The sequence below is a fragment of the Streptomyces sp. HUAS 31 genome (assembly GCF_028198125.1).
Classification (GTDB): domain Bacteria; phylum Actinomycetota; class Actinomycetes; order Streptomycetales; family Streptomycetaceae; genus Streptomyces; species Streptomyces chartreusis.
In genome coordinates this window covers 3,438,655-3,454,747 of record NZ_CP116353.1, presented here as the reverse complement: position 1 = coordinate 3,454,747, position 16,093 = coordinate 3,438,655, and the positions used below count along the sequence as shown (strand labels likewise).

Sequence of the window (16,093 nt, the reverse complement as noted above, 5' to 3'; positions counted from 1 at the left end):
GCCAAACTTCCGCCGCTCCGGGCGCCTTCCACCTTCCCGATCCACCGGACCCGAAAGGCAAGGCCCATCATGCCGAAGAACGCCCCGAACGCACGCATCTGCCCGGACTGCGACGGCTTCGCCTCCGCCAAGGTCACCCTCGGCGGACGCGACCGCCACGGCCACCTGCGCACCATCACCGCCCATTGCCCGGCCTGCCACGGCACCGGAACCCGGATCGTGCGTCGGCTGCACACGTCCGAGTGGGAGGTCGCGGCATGAACTCGCTGACCGTCTCCGCGCATATCGAGCCGGACACCGAATCGCGGGTCACCGTCTTCGGTGATCAGAGCCCCTTCGTGTGTGTCCGTATCAGCGGCGGTCCGGTGGACATCGCGCTGATGGCCGCGCCTGGCACCTCCAAGGCGGTCCGCGCTTTGGCCGTCGCCCTCGTTGAGGCCGCGCATGTCCTGGACACCATGGCCCCCGCCGTGGGCTCGGCGGTGATCCGGTGATGCGCCGATCCGCCACCTCCCGACCGACCTCCATTCACCTGTTCTGCGGGGCAGGTGGCGATTCCGACGGATTCCGCCGCGCCGGCTTTGACGTGGTGCTCGGTGCCAACCACTGGGCCCGTGCGGTCGAGACCCACGCCGCGAATTTCCCCGAGGCCGAACACCTCTGTGTGGACCTTGATCACTACGACATGCGGCGCCTGCCCAAGGCTCGGGTCCTGGTCGGCTCTCCGATCTGCACGGAGGGCAGTCCGGCAGATGGCGTGAGCCGACCCAAGCGGGCCGTGGATCCTGGCCAGTTGGACCTGTTCGAAGAGGGGCCTATGCCCGATGCGGCTTGGGAGCGCACGAGGGCGACCGCGTACGACATCCTGCGCGCTGCCGAGGTGCACAACTTCGACGCCGTGGTCTGTGAGAACGTGCCCCGCTTCGCGACCGCCTGGCCGCTGTTCTCCTGGTGGCTGCAGGGCATGGAGATCCTCGGCTTCAGGCATCAGATCGTTTCCGTGTCGGCCGCTCACGTCGGCGACGACGACAACGCTCACGCCCCGCAGTGGCGGGACCGCATCTTCATCGTCTTCACCCGCACCGACATGTGCGCCCCGAACCTCGACGTGAGGCCCGCCGCCTGGTGCACAGGCTGCGAGACGGACGTGCTGGCGGTGCAGTCCTGGCGCAACGGCCGCAAGATCGGCAAGTACCGTCAGCAGTACGACTACCGGTGCCCCAACCCGGCGTGCCGCCATCAGGTCGTCGAACCATACGTCCGCCCCGCAGCTGCCGCGATCAACTGGACCGACCCCGGCATCCGCATCGGCGACCGCGCCGCGCATGGCCGCGGTCCGCTCGCCGCCTCCACCCTCCGCAAGATCAAGCTGGGTCTGGCCAAGCACCGCGTCCCCTCCGTCGTCACGGTCAACCATTCGGACACCGGCGACGGACGGGCCTTCCCCGCACTCGCCGCGCCGCTGCCCACCCGCACGGTCCGCATCGGTGACGGCCTGGCGGTGCCGCCGTTGCTCGTTCCGGCCGGCGGGAGCTGGAACACCGACGCGTCCCCGGTGACCGTGCCCGCGCGGACCAGGACCACCCGTGACAGCGAAGCCCTCCTGTTGCCCGCGCCGTTCATCACCGAGCACCGTGGCGGCGGCTCCACCACGCGCGCGATCGCTGATCCGCTCGCCTCGATCACTGCCGGGGGCAACCATCACGGCCTCGTGATCCCCTACCGCAAGGGCGGACCGACCACGACCGCAACGCCGCTGCACACAATCGCCACCCGCGAATCCGCCGGGCTCGTCCTCGACGCGGACGCCACCCCGGATGGTATCGATGTGGAGGACTGCTACTTCCGCATGCTCTCTCCGCGCGAGCACCTGCGCGCCCAGCGCTTCACCGACGACTACACCGTCCTCGGCCACGGCGGCGAACAGACCAAACAGGCCGGCAACGCCGTGCCCGCGAACGTGGCCCAGTGGATCGCCTCCGCCCTCCTGGAGGTCCTGTGACACCTGATCTCCTGACGGACCCGGCCACCCTCGGCGACATGCTGCGGGTGGCCGGCTCCCCCCGCTTCGATCGCTGGCAAGACCAGATCCGCCGCACAGGCGGCTGCTCCGACCCGATCCACCTCACCGGCTGGTCCATCACCAAAGACAAGGCCACCGGCGAGACGCTGCGGAGCTACAACACCGACACCGAACCGGGCGGCCGACTGCGCATAGCCTGCGGCAACCGCCGCGCCTCCCGCTGCCCGGCCTGCGCCTGGACCTACGCCGGCGACACCTACCACCTCATTCGCGCCGGGCTCGTCGGCGACACCCGACACGAGATCCCCGCCACGATCCGCAACCGGCCCCGTGTCTTCGCCACCCTCACCGCCCCGTCCTTCGGCCCCGTCCACAACCGGCCCACGCACGGCACCTGCCGCTGCGGTAGCGCCCACCGCGACGACGATCCGGCACTCGGTACGCCGCTCCATCCCGACTCGTACGACTACGCCGGGGCAGTGCTGTTCAACAACCACGCCGGCGACCTGTGGCACCGCTTCGTCAACCGGCTGCGCCGCGAGATCGCCGCCCAAGTCGGCATCACACAAAAGGCGTTCAAAGACGTCGCCCGCCTGTCGTACGGCAAGGTCGCCGAGTTCCAAAAGCGCGGCGCCGTCCACTTCCACGCCGTGATCCGCATCGACGGACCCGACGGCCCTGACACCGCACCACCCTCATGGGCGAACACGGAACTACTCACCCGCGCCATTCATGACACCGTGGCACACCCCTACGTCACCGCCAAAGTCCCCGCGCGCGAAGCTGCTGGCTTCCCCCACGGCTGGGAGCTGCGCTGGGGCCGACAGCTCGACATCCGCCCCATCAAAGCGTTCGGCGACGACTCCGAGATCACCGAACAGGCCGTGGCCTCCTACGTCGCCAAGTACGCCACCAAAGCAGCCGAGAACACCGGCACCGTGGACCGACGCATCGGCAACCGCGAAGCCATCACCCTCCTCAGCCTGCCCGAACACCCCCGCCGCCTCATCGAAGCATGCTTCGACCTCGACGCGGCCTACCCAGACCGTCGGCTACGGGCCTGGGCACACATGCTCGGCTTCCGCGGTCACTTCAGCTCCAAATCCCGCTGCTACTCCACCACCCTCAGCGTCTTACGGCAGATCCGCGCCGACTACCGCGCCGCCCAGGAACGCGATGCCCTCGGCCTCGACGGCCACGAGCCGGACACCGTGCTCGTCCTCGCCTCCTGGCAGTACGCCGGCCACGGCCACACACCCGGCGAATCCACCCTCGCCGCTTCCATCGCCCGCGGCCTCCAACTCAACCGCGAAACCGCCCACGACGCCCTGGTCGGCGAAGGGAGCACAACATGACGACCGCCGTCCGATCACGGACCATGCTCACCCTTGCTGAGGTCTGCGACGAACTGAGCGTCTCGCGTTCGACGTTCTACGACTGGCGTGCCAAGCGACGCGCACCCCGCTGCATCAAGCTCCCGAACGGTGACCTGAGGATCCGGCGGACCGACCTCGACAACTGGCTCGATGACCGGGAGGACGTCGCCTGATGGAGACGACGTACGACGTCAAGGTCTACAAGATCCTCACGTACAAGGGTGCTCGGAAGACCACGTACACGGTGCGCTGGGTGGTCGCTGGGAAGCGCTGGCGCGAGCCGTTCGACACGATTGCGCTCGCTGAGGGCTTCCGCTCTGAACTGATCCAAGCCACCGGCAAGGGCGAAGCGTTCGTCATCGTGACCGGGCTGCCGGTGTCTCATCGCTCCAAGTCGGCGGCAATGAGTTGGTACAAGTTCGCCGTTCAATACGTGGATGCCCGGTGGTCTCAACTTGGCGGCAACAGCCGAAAGAACACCGCCAAGACGCTCACGGCAACCACTCTCGCACTGCTCCGCGCACAGCCCAGCCAGTTCAATCCCGTGGCCGTGCGGACAGCCCTGCGTGAGTGGGCGTTCAACGCCAACCGCCGATCGGAAGCACCGCGGGACGTGGTGACCATCCTCAGATGGGTTGAGCGGAACTCCCTTCCCGTCTCGGCCTGGGAGGACCTCGAGAAGGTCGATGATGTCCTACAGGCCATCGACACCCGGCTCGACGGCAAGCAGGCGGCGGCCTGGTCTCGCAAGCGGCATCGCCGCATCCTCAACGTCGTCATGAGGTACGCCATCAGGCGGCGGATCCTGCGGACCAACCCCCTTCCGAAGGGCAAGGAGGCGACGACCGCCACCAAGACGACCAATGCCGTGGACAAGCGCAGCTTGATGAACTCCGACCAGGCGGCGGTGCTCCTTGACTGGATCCGTCGACGGTCCCGCGGCGGCAAGCGACTGCATGCCTTCTTCGCCACGCTGTACTACTGCGGACCACGCCCCGAAGAGGCCGTAGCCATGCGCGTGCGGGACGTGAGCCTGCCCGACATCGACGCCGATGACCACTGGTGTGAACTGATGATCCACACCGCGACTCCGGAAGTCGGGAAGCAGTGGACCGATACGGGCGAGATCCACGAGCAGCGTGACCTAAAGGGCCGCGCCGAAGGGGACACGCGAACGGTGCCGGGGCATCCCGCCCTGACGCGCATCCTGCGGCAGCACATCGAGGACGAAGAGCTCAAGCCGGGTGATCTTCTGTTCCAGGGCGAGAACGGCGGCATCCTCGCGGGCTCCGTTATCCGTCGGGCATGGCGCAGCGCTCGGCTGGCGGTCCTGGCGCCGCACGTTTTCGATTCGCCGACCGGGAAGCGTGTCTACGACATCCGGCACACTCGCCTCACCAAGTGGCTCAACGATGGGATTCCGCCCGCGCAGGTAGCGGAGTGGGCTGGGAACAGCGTGCCGGTGCTCCTCGCCACCTACGCCCGGTGCGTCGACGGGCAACTCTCGGACCTGAAGAAGCGCCTTGAGGCCGCCGGAGACCTCCCCGAGCTGCCCGACGCTGGTTGATCTTCGCCCAAGAACGTCGACACGTATTCGACACGGCGACCCGCAGAAACCCGGTGACAGCCGGACAGCCCCGGATTCTTCCCTTGATCGCTAGGGGAGCGTCTGGGGCTTCGTCATGTTGCGCGATACCCGCTCTGAACAGCAAAAACGCCCTCCCGAAGGAGGGCGGAGACTGGGCGCCCCCGGCAGGACTCGAACCTGCGGCCAAGCGCTTAGAAGGCGCCTGCTCTATCCACTGAGCTACGGGGGCCGGTTGTGGTGGCCTCGTTCGTGGTGCCCGGGTGTGGGCCGAACCGTGACGTTGCCGGGGACAAGGATAGGGCTCCCGCATCCGTGTCCCTGTTGCTTCGCCTCCGTGGCTCGATGTGGAGGTTCGGTGAAGCGGTCCTGATAATCGCAGGCAGGTACGAATCGTGCACCGCTTTTGGCCTCTCGCGCACCGGGTGTTGTGCACTCGTTATGCCTGGACTGTGCCTGTGTCCCAGTCGCCCCTTCCGTCCCTTGTGTCCTATCGGCGCGCAGACATGCTCATATGCTTCAGAATTCCCCTAAAATTGGGCATTCTTCGCATGTGGTGACCTTGGACGTACGGCCTCAGCTGCTCGACGCACTTTCCGCCCTGCGCGACCGTGTCGCGGCCGCACGCTTCCCGCTGCCCCTCGTGGGAGCGCCACGCGCGCGTGCCAACCGCGACGAACTGCTCGCACAGCTCGACGACTACTTGGTGCCCCGCCTGAAGGAGCCCGAAGCACCCTTGCTGGCCGTGGTGGGCGGTTCCACCGGCGCCGGCAAGTCGACGCTCGTCAACTCCCTGGTGGGCAGGCGCGTGACCGAGGCGGGCGTGCTGCGCCCGACGACGCGGAACCCGGTGCTGGTCTGTCATCCCGAGGACCATCACTGGTTCAGCGGGATGCGCGTACTGCCCGACCTCACACGCGTGTGGGTGCCCGAACCCGACCCGGCCGAGGAGCTGATGCTGCCCGGCGAGGACAGCGAACGCGTGCTGCGGATCGAGACCGCCGATACGCTGCCGGCCGGCCTCGCCCTCCTCGACGCGCCCGACATCGACTCCCTCATCGCCGACAACCGTGCCCTCGCCGCCGAACTGATCTGCGCCGCCGACATCTGGGTGATGGTCACCACGGCGGCCCGCTACGCCGACGCCGTCCCCTGGCATCTGCTGCGCACCGCCAAGGAGTACGACGCCACCCTCGTGACCGTCCTCGACCGGGTGCCCCACCAGGTCGTCTCCGAGGTCTCGCGCCAGTACGGCGCCCTCCTCACCAAGGCCGGCCTCGGCGAGGTGCCCCGTTTCACCGTGCCCGAGCTGCCGGAGTCCGCCTGGGGCGGCGGGCTGCTGCCGGCCACCGCGGTGGCGGGGCTGCGCACCTGGCTCGTCCACCAGGCCCAGGACCCCGCGGCACGCGATCACGTCATGGCCCGCACCGCCTACGGCCTCCTGGACTCCCTCAAGTCCCGCATGCCCGAGCTCGCCAGCGCGGCCGCCGCCCAGTACTCGGCGGCCCTGCGGCTCACCGCGGCCGTGGACAGCGCCTACGACAGCGAGTACGCACGCGTGCGTGGCCGCCTCCAGGCCGGCGCCGTGCTCGCCGGGGACGCCCTCAAGCGCTGGCGGGCCTTCCCGCTCGACTGCACCGCGGGCGAACTCCTCGACTCGCTGGTGGAGAGCCTGAGCACGCTGCTGCTGTGCGCGGTCACCGCCGCCGACGAGCGCGTGGACGACGCCTGGCAGCGAGAACCGGCAGCCGCAGCTCCCGAGCTGACAGACCGTGACCCCAAGCCGACGAGCGTCGAGCACCGCATCGGCATGGCGGTACGGCGCTGGCGCCGCGAGCTCGAGGAGTACGCCGAGGACGAGGTGAGCTACCTCGACCGCAGCGTCGCCCCGGACTCCGAGGTGGTGACCGCCCTCGTCGCCACCGCCCTGCTGGGCAGCCGGCGGGCGCGGTCCGCGGGGGAGGGGCTCGCCGAGCGGATCGGGGCGCACGGGGCGCTGCGGCTGCGCGACCGCGCCGGGCGGCTGCTCACCGAGCATCTGGACCGGGTCATGCACAACGAGCGCGAGCGACGGCTCGCCCCGCTCGACTCCCTGGAGGTCCACCCGGACCCCCAGGCCGAACTCATCGCTGCGCTGTCCGTACTGCAGAAGGAGAGGTGACCGGTGACCGCCGTCACTGACCATGACCACACGGAACACGCCGATCAGCAGGAGGACGGCCTCACCAAGGACGACGAGCGCGTGAACGACACCCCCATGGAAGGCGCCGCCGACAACCTCCTCCCCGTGCGGGCCCCCCGCGCGGAGGCGGAGCAGCCGGCCGAGAGCGAGGGCTCCGTGGCCGCCGACGAGCAGGACAGACGCAGGCTCTGGAGAAGGCCGGCGAAGCGGGAGGGAAGGCCGAACGACGTCCACGCACGCGTGGAGGCCGACGACTCGCCCGCGCGTGAGGACGTCCCCGACTCGGGTGACGGCCGGAAGAGCGAAGCCGACGCCGCCGCACGCCCGGCCGTGCCCGAGCCCGGCGGCCGCAAGCCCGACAACCCCAAGGCCGACGGCGACACCCCCGCGCGGGGGAGCGTCACCGACCCGGGCGCCCGCAAGGAGGCCCGCGGGGAGGGCGGCGCCACCCGCCGCAGGGAGCAACCGGCTTCCCGTACGGAACCCACCCGTCGTACGGAACCCACCCGCCGTACGGACCCCTCACCCCGTACGGACCCCTCACCCCGTACGGACTCCCCGTCCCGTACGGACTCCTCACCCCGCACGGACCCGTCCACCGGCGCGGAGGCCTCGACCCCCTGGGACGACGGCCTGATCGCCCGGCGGGTCAACGAGGCCGCCCCCGTGGAGCAGCCCCCCGTCGTGGAGGCGCGGGCCTCCTCGGGGCCGCAGCAGTCCGTGACGCCGCTCGCCTACGACGGGGCGCTGCGGTCGCGGCTCGACGCGCTGCGCGAACTGGTCGGGCTCTCACGCACCCGGCTCGACGGCAAGACCCTCGCCGAGGCGGGCCGCGTGCTCGACGAGGCCGCCGCGCGGCGCAGGCTCTCCGGGCAGCACACCGTCGTCGCCATCGCGGGCGCCACGGGCAGCGGCAAGTCGCAGCTGTTCAACGCGCTCGCCGGGGTGACCATCTCGGAGACGGGCGTACGGCGGCCGACGACCTCCTCGCCGCTCGCGTGCAGCTGGAGCGACGGCGCGGCCGGCCTCATCGACCGGCTCGGCATCCCGCCCCGTCTGCGGCGCCGCCCCGCGCAGAACGCGGCCTCGGACGGGCAGCTTCGCGGGCTCGTCCTGGTCGATCTGCCCGACCACGACTCGGCGGCCGTACAGCACCGCGAGCAGGTCGACCGCGTCCTGGCGCTCGTCGACGCGGTGATCTGGGTCGTCGACCCGGAGAAGTACGCCGACGCCGTGCTGCACGAGCGCTATCTGCGGCCCATGGCCGGGCACGCCGAGATCATGTTCGTCGTCCTCAACCAGACCGACCGGCTCCCCGGGGAGGCCACCGACCAGGTCCTCGACGACCTGCGGCGGCTCCTCGACGAGGACGGCATCGCGCTGGGCGAGCACGGCGAACCGGGCGCCGTCGTGCTCGCGCTGTCCGCGCTCACCGGCGACGGCGTCGGCGACCTGCGGGAGGCGCTCGGCGAGTTCGTGACCGAACGCGGGGCCGCGGCGCGCCGGATCTCCGCCGACGTGGACTCCGCCGGGCTGGGACTTCGGCCCGTGTACGCCGCGCGGCGCCGGACCGGGCTCAGCGAGGAGGCCCGGGACGAGTTCTCGGCCCGGCTCGCGGACGCGATCGGCGCGACCGCCGCGGGCGAGGCAGCCGAGCGGGCGTGGCTGCGCAACGCCAACCGCGCGTGCGGGACGCCCTGGCTGCGGCTGTACCGGTGGTACCAGGACCGGAGCGAACCGCCGACGGGACGGCTGTCCCTGCGGACGCAGACGGACGAGGAGGCCACCGCGCGCCAGCGCGTCGAACAGGCGGTGCGCACGGTCGCCGACCGGGCGTCCGCCGGGCTGCCCACGCCGTGGGCGCAGGCGGTGCGAGAAGCGGCCGTACGGGGTGCCCAGGGGCTGCCCGAGGCGCTGGACGACCTGGCCGCGCGGGCGGGACTGCCGCCTGGGCGGCCACCGCGTCCGGGCTGGTGGCCGGCGGCCGTCCTGGTGCAGGCGTCGATGACGATCCTTCAGATCGTCGGCGGGCTGTGGCTGGTGGCGCAGATCGTCGGCGTCATGGAGCCCAACCTGGGCGTGCCGGTGCTGCTGATGGTGGCCGGCATCGTCGGCGGCCCGTTCGTCGAGTGGGGCTGCCGGATGGCGGCAAGAGGGCCGGCGCGACGGTACGGCACCGACGCGGAACGACGGCTCAGGGAGGCGGCGGCCGGGTGCGGGCGGGCCCGGGTGCTGGATCCGGTGGCGGCGGAGCTGCTGCGGTACCGGGAGGTCCGGGAGCAGTACGGGCGGGTCATGGGGGTGGGGTCCACCGGCAGGTGAGCGGGGCACCGCCGGGCGTGGGTGGGTGCGGCCACCCGTGTGGGTGACGGAGATATCGACAGTCCGGCGGTGATCCACAGGGCTCTGCGGGCTCGGCCCGACGGAGGCAGTCTGGCTTCGCGGCGATCGTGACGGAAGCGGTCGACCGCGGTGACGGCGGCACACCCGGTACGTCCGGGTGCGCCGCCGTCGGGTCGGACGCAGCCGTACGGGACGGGCCCGTCGGCGTATCCGCCCGGCGCGAGCGGCCGGGTGAGGGAGGGGTATGCGATGAACGAGACGATCGTCTGCGCGGTGGGGAACGTGGCGACGCAGCCGGTGTACCGGGAGCTGGCGACGGGACCGTCCGCCCGCTTCCGGCTGGCGGTGACCTCGCGCTACCTGGACCGCGGGAAGAACGAGTGGACCGACGGCCACACCAACTTCTTCACGGTGTGGGCCAATCGCCAGCTCGCCACGAACACCGCCGCCTCGCTGAACGTAGGCGACCCGGTGGTGGTGCAGGGCAGGCTGAAGGTGCGCTCGGACGTGCGCGAGGGGCAGAGCTGGACCTCGGCGGACATCGACGCGCTGGCGATCGGCCACGATCTGGCGCGCGGCACCTCGGCCTTCCGACGTGGGTCGAGGCCGGATGCGGCGATCGCCGCGGGACCGCCGCAACCCGAGCCGGACTGGGAGACGCCGGCCCCGGGCGACTCCGAATCCCAACAGGGCGTGGAACCAGCGGTAGTGACGTGACGTCAGTCACTGCAGAGGCCTGACCGAACTGCGGCTTATCGATGAATGCGCGCCGAACGGACCCGGTGGATTTGTCGATAAGCCCTGCTCGCAAGGGATCTTGGCGATAACGATTCCGAGTCGGATCGGCCCGGCGGCGGGATCCCCGGGAAGCGTGGTGCGCCACGTATTTAGGATGCCGGGCATAGCTCTCGGGGCTTAAGAGTCTGCTGGTGGGACCTTCCCCCACGCCAACGGGTCCTGCTCGAAGGGGAATTCTGTGTTTGCTGCGTTCTCAGCGCTGTCGGCGCGCGGGCGAGGGGCGGCGCGTCTGGCCGCCGCGACCCTGGCGTCCGGGCTCGCCGCCGTCACGGTGCTGGCCGGCACCGCCGCGGCCGCGCCCGCTGCCGACACGACGGCGCCGAGCCAGGGCGGGGCGACCGCCACCATAGGCGGCCTGAAGACGTACGGCGGCGCGGTCGTCCACACCGACTCCGGTGACCAGGAGATCTCGGCCGGTCTGTTCGAGATGTCCGTCGACGGCGGCGGCATGCTCCAGACGTACTGCGTCGACATCCACAACCCCACCCAGCGCGACGCCAAGTACCACGAGACACCGTGGAGCGGCACTTCGCTCGGCGCCAACGAGGACGCGGGCAAGATCCGCTGGATCCTGCAGAACTCCTACCCGCAGGTGAACGACCTCGCGGCACTCGCCGCCAAGGCGGGCTTCAAGGGCGGTCTCACCGAGCAGGACGCGGCGGCCGGCACCCAGGTGGCCATCTGGCGCTACTCGGACGGGGTCGAGGTCGACGCCGTCGACCCGCAGGCCGAGAAGCTCGCCGACTACCTGGAGAAGAGCGCGCGCGGCGTCGCCGAGCCCGAGGCGTCGCTGACGCTGGAGCCGCCGGCGGTCTCCGGGCACGCCGGTGAGCGGCTCGGCCCTGTGACGGTGCGCACCGACGCGGACGGCGTGACGCTGACCCCGCCCGCCGACGCCGCCACCAGCGGGGTGCGGATCGTCGACAAGGACGGCAAGGTCGTCACCACCGCGGCGAACGGCGCCCAGGTGTTCTTCGACGTCCCCGAGGACGCCGCGGACGGCCAGGCGGAACTGACCGTGCAGGCCTCTACGACTGTGCCGGTGGGGCGTGCCTTCGCCGCCGAGAGCCGCAGCCAGACCCAGATCCTGGCCGGCTCCAGCGAGTCGACCGTCTCGGCGACGGCGAGCGCGACCTGGGCGGAGACCGGCGCGATACCGGCCCTGTCCGCGGCGGAGAACTGCGACAAGGGCGGCGTCGACATCACCGCCGCCAACGAGGGCGACGCACCGTTCACCTTCGAGCTGCTCGGCATCGAGTACAGCATCGCCGCGGGCGAGTCCCGCACGGTGACGGTCCCCCTCCAGGAGGACCAGGCGTACGACTTCACCATCGAGGGGCCGGGCTTCGAGAAGCGGTTCACCGGCGTGCTGGACTGCATGACGCAGGCGGGCGAGGCCGACGCGGCCGGCACCGTCACCCAGACCCTCGACGAGCCGAGCCCCGCGACGGTCGGCTCGGCGTCCGACGACACCAACCTCGCCGCGACCGGCGGCTCCTCCATGACCCCCCTGATCGCGGGCGTCGCGATCGGCTTCGTCGTGCTCGGCGGTGCGGCACTGGTCATCGTGCGCAAGAGGGAGGCGTCGGCCCAGGACTGAGTCCGGCCGGGGAAGCCACACATGCGGCCAGGGGCCTGATCCGTTGCTCGGATCAGGCCCCTGGCCGCTTTTCCGGGACGCCTGGGCGTCGGTGCGCTGCTGTCGGCGGGACAACCCATGGGCCGACTGACGTGGCCCGTACTCCACCGGTAGGTCGCGCCTGGTGCACCGGACCGCACCCGCCCACGCCCCGTGCCGAGTTCGGCACGGCATGAGGCGTGGTCAGGAGCCCCGTACCGAGGCGGTGACTCAGAAGGCGCTGTTGTCGCAGCCCATCGTCGAGCCCAGGTGGGTGTCCTGCGCGCCCGTGTTGCCCTCGCCGTTGAGAGCGTTGCCCAGGGCGCCGTTGAGGATGCCGACCTGGCCGAGGACGTCGAGGTTCAGGTCGTGCGACTTGCAGTTGGAGCTCTGCAGCACGCTGACCTTGTCCCCGCCCTTGCCGCCGTGCCCGTCCATGCCCTGGGCGGTCGCAGTGCCGGTGCCCAGCAGGCCGACGCTGCCAAGGGCGACGACCACGACGGCAGCCTTCTGAAGCTTGTGCATGTCATCTCCGATGGAGTGAGGTGGGTGCGATCCGTAACGGATCGACTCCGTACAGTTACGAGAGGTTAATGTGAAGAATCCCGGCATATCCGGACGACGCGCCGAGAGTCACGCCGTTGCCACGCGGGGCGTTCACGACCGACAGTGACGGGCAAGTCACGGCACCGTCGGAGAAACCCCAGGTGAGGGGCGTTCCGGTATACGGGTTTCCGTCGCGGGCTGGACGTCGGGCAAGATGGGGTGTTACTTACCGCGAGAGGGCATGAAAAGGCCCCTCACCAGCAGGTTTCCCGCCGATGAGGGGCCGTGTCAGGCAGCCTCGGCCGCCCCTGGCCGTCGGATGGGGGAGCGGACACTTCAGGGGCCGATTGAGGGTGGCTCGCTCTAACGCTTCCGAGGCCGAGGTCGGCGCGCATCACAGCGCGCATCCTCTCCCATCGCTCCCAAAGCCGAACGAGGTCTGTCCGTATCTCGTCGAATGACCCATCCGGGTCCGGATTCCCTTCTTCCAAGCACATCGTCCTCCGGTAGACCTCAGACAGCGCGGTCGTCATCTCATCAAGCTCGGCTAGAACCGCTGTGGACGCGACCAGCTGAGCTTCAGCGAAGACGGAGTGGTGGTCGCGTCGGGCCTCCTCGACCAACTCGCGCTCATCCGGGGTGACAGCTCCTTTGTGCACAGTCCATAGGAAGTTCATGAGCTGGGTTCGGTAGCGCCGGAAAGAGGCGTTGACTTGCATGCAGCCGCCGCGTCGGCGGTCCAACTCAGCTACTTGCTGCTCACGGTGCCACTGAGCTTCGATTGCCTGCTGCTGACGCTCAAACTGATCCGATTGGACGCGGGCCAGGAGCCGTTGCGACAGGACGGAAGCAGCAAGCGTGCCTGTAACGCCAACCAGTGCAGCGGCTAACCCGATGAGTGCGCTTCCCATATGCCCCCCTGACTGACAGGACTACGTCAGCGGCATCCTGCCCGCAGTGCAGCGGCGTTTAAGGTCCTTTTGCGCCCTGGCGCCATTGCCTGCCCGTATCTACTGGTGCAGCGAGTGGGGCAAAATGGCCCCTCACCAGCAGGTCTCCTGTCGATGAGCGGCCAATTCAGGCGGCTTGGGCTGTCTCTGTGCCGTCGTGCGTTGCTGGGCTGTCGTGAGAGTGACCGGCAGTCTGGTACACCGCGGTGATGGCGTTTCGGGTCCGGGTCTCGCTGGACGGCATGAGATGCGTGTACACGCGGAGCGTGAAACCGGGGTCGCTGTGTCCTAGGTAGAGGCTCAGGGCCTTGATTTTCTCGCCCGCGTCCAGAAGGACCGAGGCGTAGGAGTGGCGTAGGGCGTGCATGCCGTGTTCGCGGGCCGCCGCGTACCGCTCGCCCTTCTCGGGGGCCGGGATGATGCCGGCCGATGCCAACGCGGGCTTCCACACCTGGTCGTTGAACCCTTGGCTCCAGATGGCTGCGCCGATGCCACTCGTGAAGACGAGGCGGTGCGTCACCTTGGGGCCGGTCGGGGTCAGCCAGGGCAAGGTCACTTCGACGGGCGGGAAGCGCTCCATGTGTTCGGCGAGAGCTCTCCCGGGGCGAAATGCTCCTTGGGCAAGGCTCCAGTGAGGAGCACACGGAAGCCGCCAACGTGCGAATCCGCAGGGAGAGAGTAGATCCCGAAGATCTGCTCCTGTCCTACGCAAGGGCACAGCCGGAGTCAGCTGCTGTTGCGGCATGGCGGCACGTAGAAGCTGAGCTCCGACGGCTGGAGGAGCTTGAGCTTGGGACGTCCGAGCGTGGCCCCCTGCCCATCACTCGGCTGCTTGACCGCCTGAACCTTCCGCAGAACATCAAGATCTCGATCTTGGAACTCAGCATGGTCCGCAACCGGGCTGCACACCGAATGCCTCTCAATCTCAGCCCGGAGGCTGCCCACGCATATGTGAGTAGCTGCCGAGAGATGGCTGATTGGCTGCAAGCACGGGGACACCAGCAGCCGCTCTTCTGGTCGGATGTCAAGACCGCCTTGATTGGTGACACCAACAAGCCACGGACACCAGCGATCGGGAGCACACGGCTGCGAACTGGAGACAGCTGGTTCATGCAGATGTGTCGGGCCTGCTGGAACGGCTTCTGTACGCGGTCGTGCGAACGTCGGCAAGACCGCGCGCAATGAGCCTCCACCCCAGGGCGAGTCGCTTCAGAGGTCTCCGAACATCATGGTGAAGGTCGCAGCATGGTTGCCGAACCCATCGATGTAGCGGCCAATTCCGGGACCGGCGACCTTGAACGTCGTGTTGAGAATGGTCTTGCGGTGACCGTTCTTTTCATAGTTGTTCTCGGGGTGGTGGTTCATCCACCAGTGGACCGCGGCCTTAGCAGTGGCCCAGTTCCATCCGGCAGGCACGACATCGCGACCGTCACTCACTCCGCCACCGTTGTACGTGTTCTCGGGCCCCCAACTGGGGTGTGGCCCGTAGCCCGATCTGACGATGCGGTCTTCCGGCCACATGCGACCAGGACGCGAATCGTAGTGAGAGCAGACGAGTGGGGGATTGTGGGGAGGGCAGCCTCGACTTGGATCGCTGGCCCAGTTGTCGGAGTGGCCCCGTGCCTCGATAGCAAGTTGGGAGTTGTAGCACAGCGGTTCCAGATTGCGCTCAATGCGCTCTCGGTTCACGAGGTAGAGGAGCGCGTGCGCGATATTTCCAACATCCGCCTGAGACTGGGGAACGGTATCAGCGTAGATCGCGTACGGCTCTTCAGCTGCCTGGCAGACGGAAACGAAGTTCATAGGAAAGGGCGGCCCGACGGTTCTGCCGTTGACGTCATGTCCGAAAACTCTACCGGTTTGCGTGGTGACGATGATGCGGTTGCCCATCGTCACGACGAAGCGGTCCCAAGGGTTGAATGCCGCCTTGGATCCGCCAAACGCGAAGGCCGGTCCGATGGTGTTGCCGGTGACATCATGGCCCCAAACAGCGCCGTCGTTGGTGGTGACGATGATGCGGTTGCCCATCGTCACGACGAAGCGGTCCCAAGGGTTGAATGCCGCCTTGGATCCGCCAAACGCGAAGGCCGGTCCGATGGTGTTGCCGGTGACATCATGGCCCCAAACAGCGCCGTCGTTGGTGGTGACGATGATGCGGTTGCCCATCGTCACGACGAAGCGGTCCCAAGGGTTGAATGCCGCCTTGGATCCGCCAAACGCGAAGGCCGGTCCGATGGTGTTGCCGGTGACATCATGGCCCCAAACAGCGCCGTCGTTGGTGGTGACGATGATGCGGTTGCCCATCGTCACGACGAAGCGGTCCCAAGGGTTGAATGCCGCCTTGGATCCGCCAAACGCGAAGGCCGGTCCGATGGTGTTGCCGGTGACATCATGGCCCCAAACAGCGCCGTCGTTGGTGGTGACGATGATGCGGTTGCCCATCGTCACAACGAAGCGGTCCCAAGGGTTGAATGCGACTGGGAAGGGGGCAGAGAGAGGCATGATTCGCAACCTTCTGTGCGGCCGTAAAGGGCGATCGATGATTGACAAATGGGCCGCAGCCCAACGTATTTACCCCGGGGTTGTAGTGCTGGTGGGAGCTGAACAAGTACTGCCGGTTCTCACTTCAATGGCGCCTCATCGCTTCGCGGGCACCAGGGCTTTGGCTTCAT

The 16,093-nt window shown here is 68.9% G+C and carries 12 protein-coding genes, 1 tRNA gene and 1 pseudogene; 10 read left to right on the top strand and 4 right to left on the bottom strand.

The annotated features are described in order from the left end of the window. Positions 1 to 69: 69 nt before the first annotated feature. Genes PGH47_RS15175 through PGH47_RS15145 form a run of 6 tightly spaced genes read left to right on the top strand, consistent with a single transcriptional unit; the run spans position 70 to position 4,966 of the window. Positions 70 to 261, top strand: coding sequence for a hypothetical protein (locus PGH47_RS15175; RefSeq protein ID WP_271663877.1), 192 nt, complete (start codon positions 70 to 72; stop codon positions 259 to 261). After that, complete coding sequence (locus PGH47_RS15170) at positions 258 to 494, top strand: hypothetical protein (RefSeq protein ID WP_271663876.1); 237 nt, start codon at positions 258 to 260, stop codon at positions 492 to 494. Before PGH47_RS15175 ends, PGH47_RS15170 begins: the two co-directional genes overlap by 4 nt. Continuing rightward, positions 494 to 2,002 carry a DNA cytosine methyltransferase gene (locus PGH47_RS15160; RefSeq protein WP_333938037.1) on the top strand — a complete coding sequence of 503 codons (1,509 nt, stop codon included), beginning with the start codon at positions 494 to 496 and terminating at the stop codon, positions 2,000 to 2,002. Before PGH47_RS15170 ends, PGH47_RS15160 begins: the two co-directional genes overlap by 1 nt. Beyond that, on the top strand, positions 1,999 to 3,378 hold the full coding sequence (gene repSA, locus PGH47_RS15155) for a replication initiator protein RepSA (RefSeq protein ID WP_333938036.1): 1,380 nt from the start codon (positions 1,999 to 2,001) through the stop codon (positions 3,376 to 3,378). The genes PGH47_RS15160 and repSA overlap by 4 nt, the downstream gene beginning before the upstream one ends. Then, positions 3,375 to 3,572 carry a helix-turn-helix transcriptional regulator gene (locus tag PGH47_RS15150; protein WP_126901546.1) on the top strand — a complete coding sequence of 66 codons (198 nt, stop codon included), beginning with the start codon at positions 3,375 to 3,377 and terminating at the stop codon, positions 3,570 to 3,572. Before repSA ends, PGH47_RS15150 begins: the two co-directional genes overlap by 4 nt. Then, positions 3,572 to 4,966: a tyrosine-type recombinase/integrase gene (locus PGH47_RS15145; protein ID WP_271663875.1), complete on the top strand. Its 1,395-nt coding sequence runs from the start codon at positions 3,572 to 3,574 to the stop codon at positions 4,964 to 4,966. The genes PGH47_RS15150 and PGH47_RS15145 overlap by 1 nt, the downstream gene beginning before the upstream one ends. 177 nt (positions 4,967 to 5,143) lie before the next feature. On the opposite strand, the gene PGH47_RS15140 is transcribed toward PGH47_RS15145, so the two are convergent. Beyond that, positions 5,144 to 5,216, bottom strand: a tRNA-Arg gene (locus PGH47_RS15140). A 321-nt stretch (positions 5,217 to 5,537) separates the two neighbouring features. Here PGH47_RS15140 and PGH47_RS15135 point away from each other — a divergent pair. The 4 genes from PGH47_RS15135 to PGH47_RS15120 all read left to right on the top strand — a co-directional run bounded on the left by PGH47_RS15135 (position 5,538) and on the right by PGH47_RS15120 (position 11,907). Continuing rightward, complete coding sequence (locus tag PGH47_RS15135) at positions 5,538 to 7,145, top strand: dynamin family protein (RefSeq protein ID WP_271663874.1); 1,608 nt, start codon at positions 5,538 to 5,540, stop codon at positions 7,143 to 7,145. Between the two features lie 3 nt (positions 7,146 to 7,148). Continuing rightward, positions 7,149 to 9,488, top strand: a complete 2,340-nt coding sequence (locus tag PGH47_RS15130) for a GTPase (protein WP_271663873.1) — start codon at positions 7,149 to 7,151, stop codon at positions 9,486 to 9,488. A gap of 270 nt (positions 9,489 to 9,758) precedes the next feature. After that, complete coding sequence (locus PGH47_RS15125; protein ID WP_271663872.1) at positions 9,759 to 10,226, top strand: single-stranded DNA-binding protein; 468 nt, start codon at positions 9,759 to 9,761, stop codon at positions 10,224 to 10,226. A 259-nt stretch (positions 10,227 to 10,485) separates the two neighbouring features. Beyond that, positions 10,486 to 11,907, top strand: coding sequence for a Cys-Gln thioester bond-forming surface protein (locus tag PGH47_RS15120; protein ID WP_271663871.1), 1,422 nt, complete (start codon positions 10,486 to 10,488; stop codon positions 11,905 to 11,907). Between the two features lie 249 nt (positions 11,908 to 12,156). Here the strand turns inward: PGH47_RS15120 and PGH47_RS15115 are convergent, their stop codons facing one another. The 3 genes and pseudogenes from PGH47_RS15115 to PGH47_RS15105 form a co-directional block, all read right to left on the bottom strand. Continuing rightward, complete coding sequence (locus PGH47_RS15115; protein ID WP_126901540.1) at positions 12,157 to 12,450, bottom strand: hypothetical protein; 294 nt, start codon at positions 12,448 to 12,450, stop codon at positions 12,157 to 12,159. A gap of 1,098 nt (positions 12,451 to 13,548) precedes the next feature. Next, positions 13,549 to 14,016 (bottom strand): annotated as a pseudogene (locus tag PGH47_RS15110) (tyrosine-type recombinase/integrase); the annotation flags it as partial. 614 nt (positions 14,017 to 14,630) lie between these two features. Beyond that, positions 14,631 to 15,863 carry a CAP domain-containing protein gene (locus PGH47_RS15105; RefSeq protein ID WP_271663870.1) on the bottom strand — a complete coding sequence of 411 codons (1,233 nt, stop codon included), beginning with the start codon at positions 15,861 to 15,863 and terminating at the stop codon, positions 14,631 to 14,633. Positions 15,864 to 16,093 lie beyond the last annotated feature (230 nt).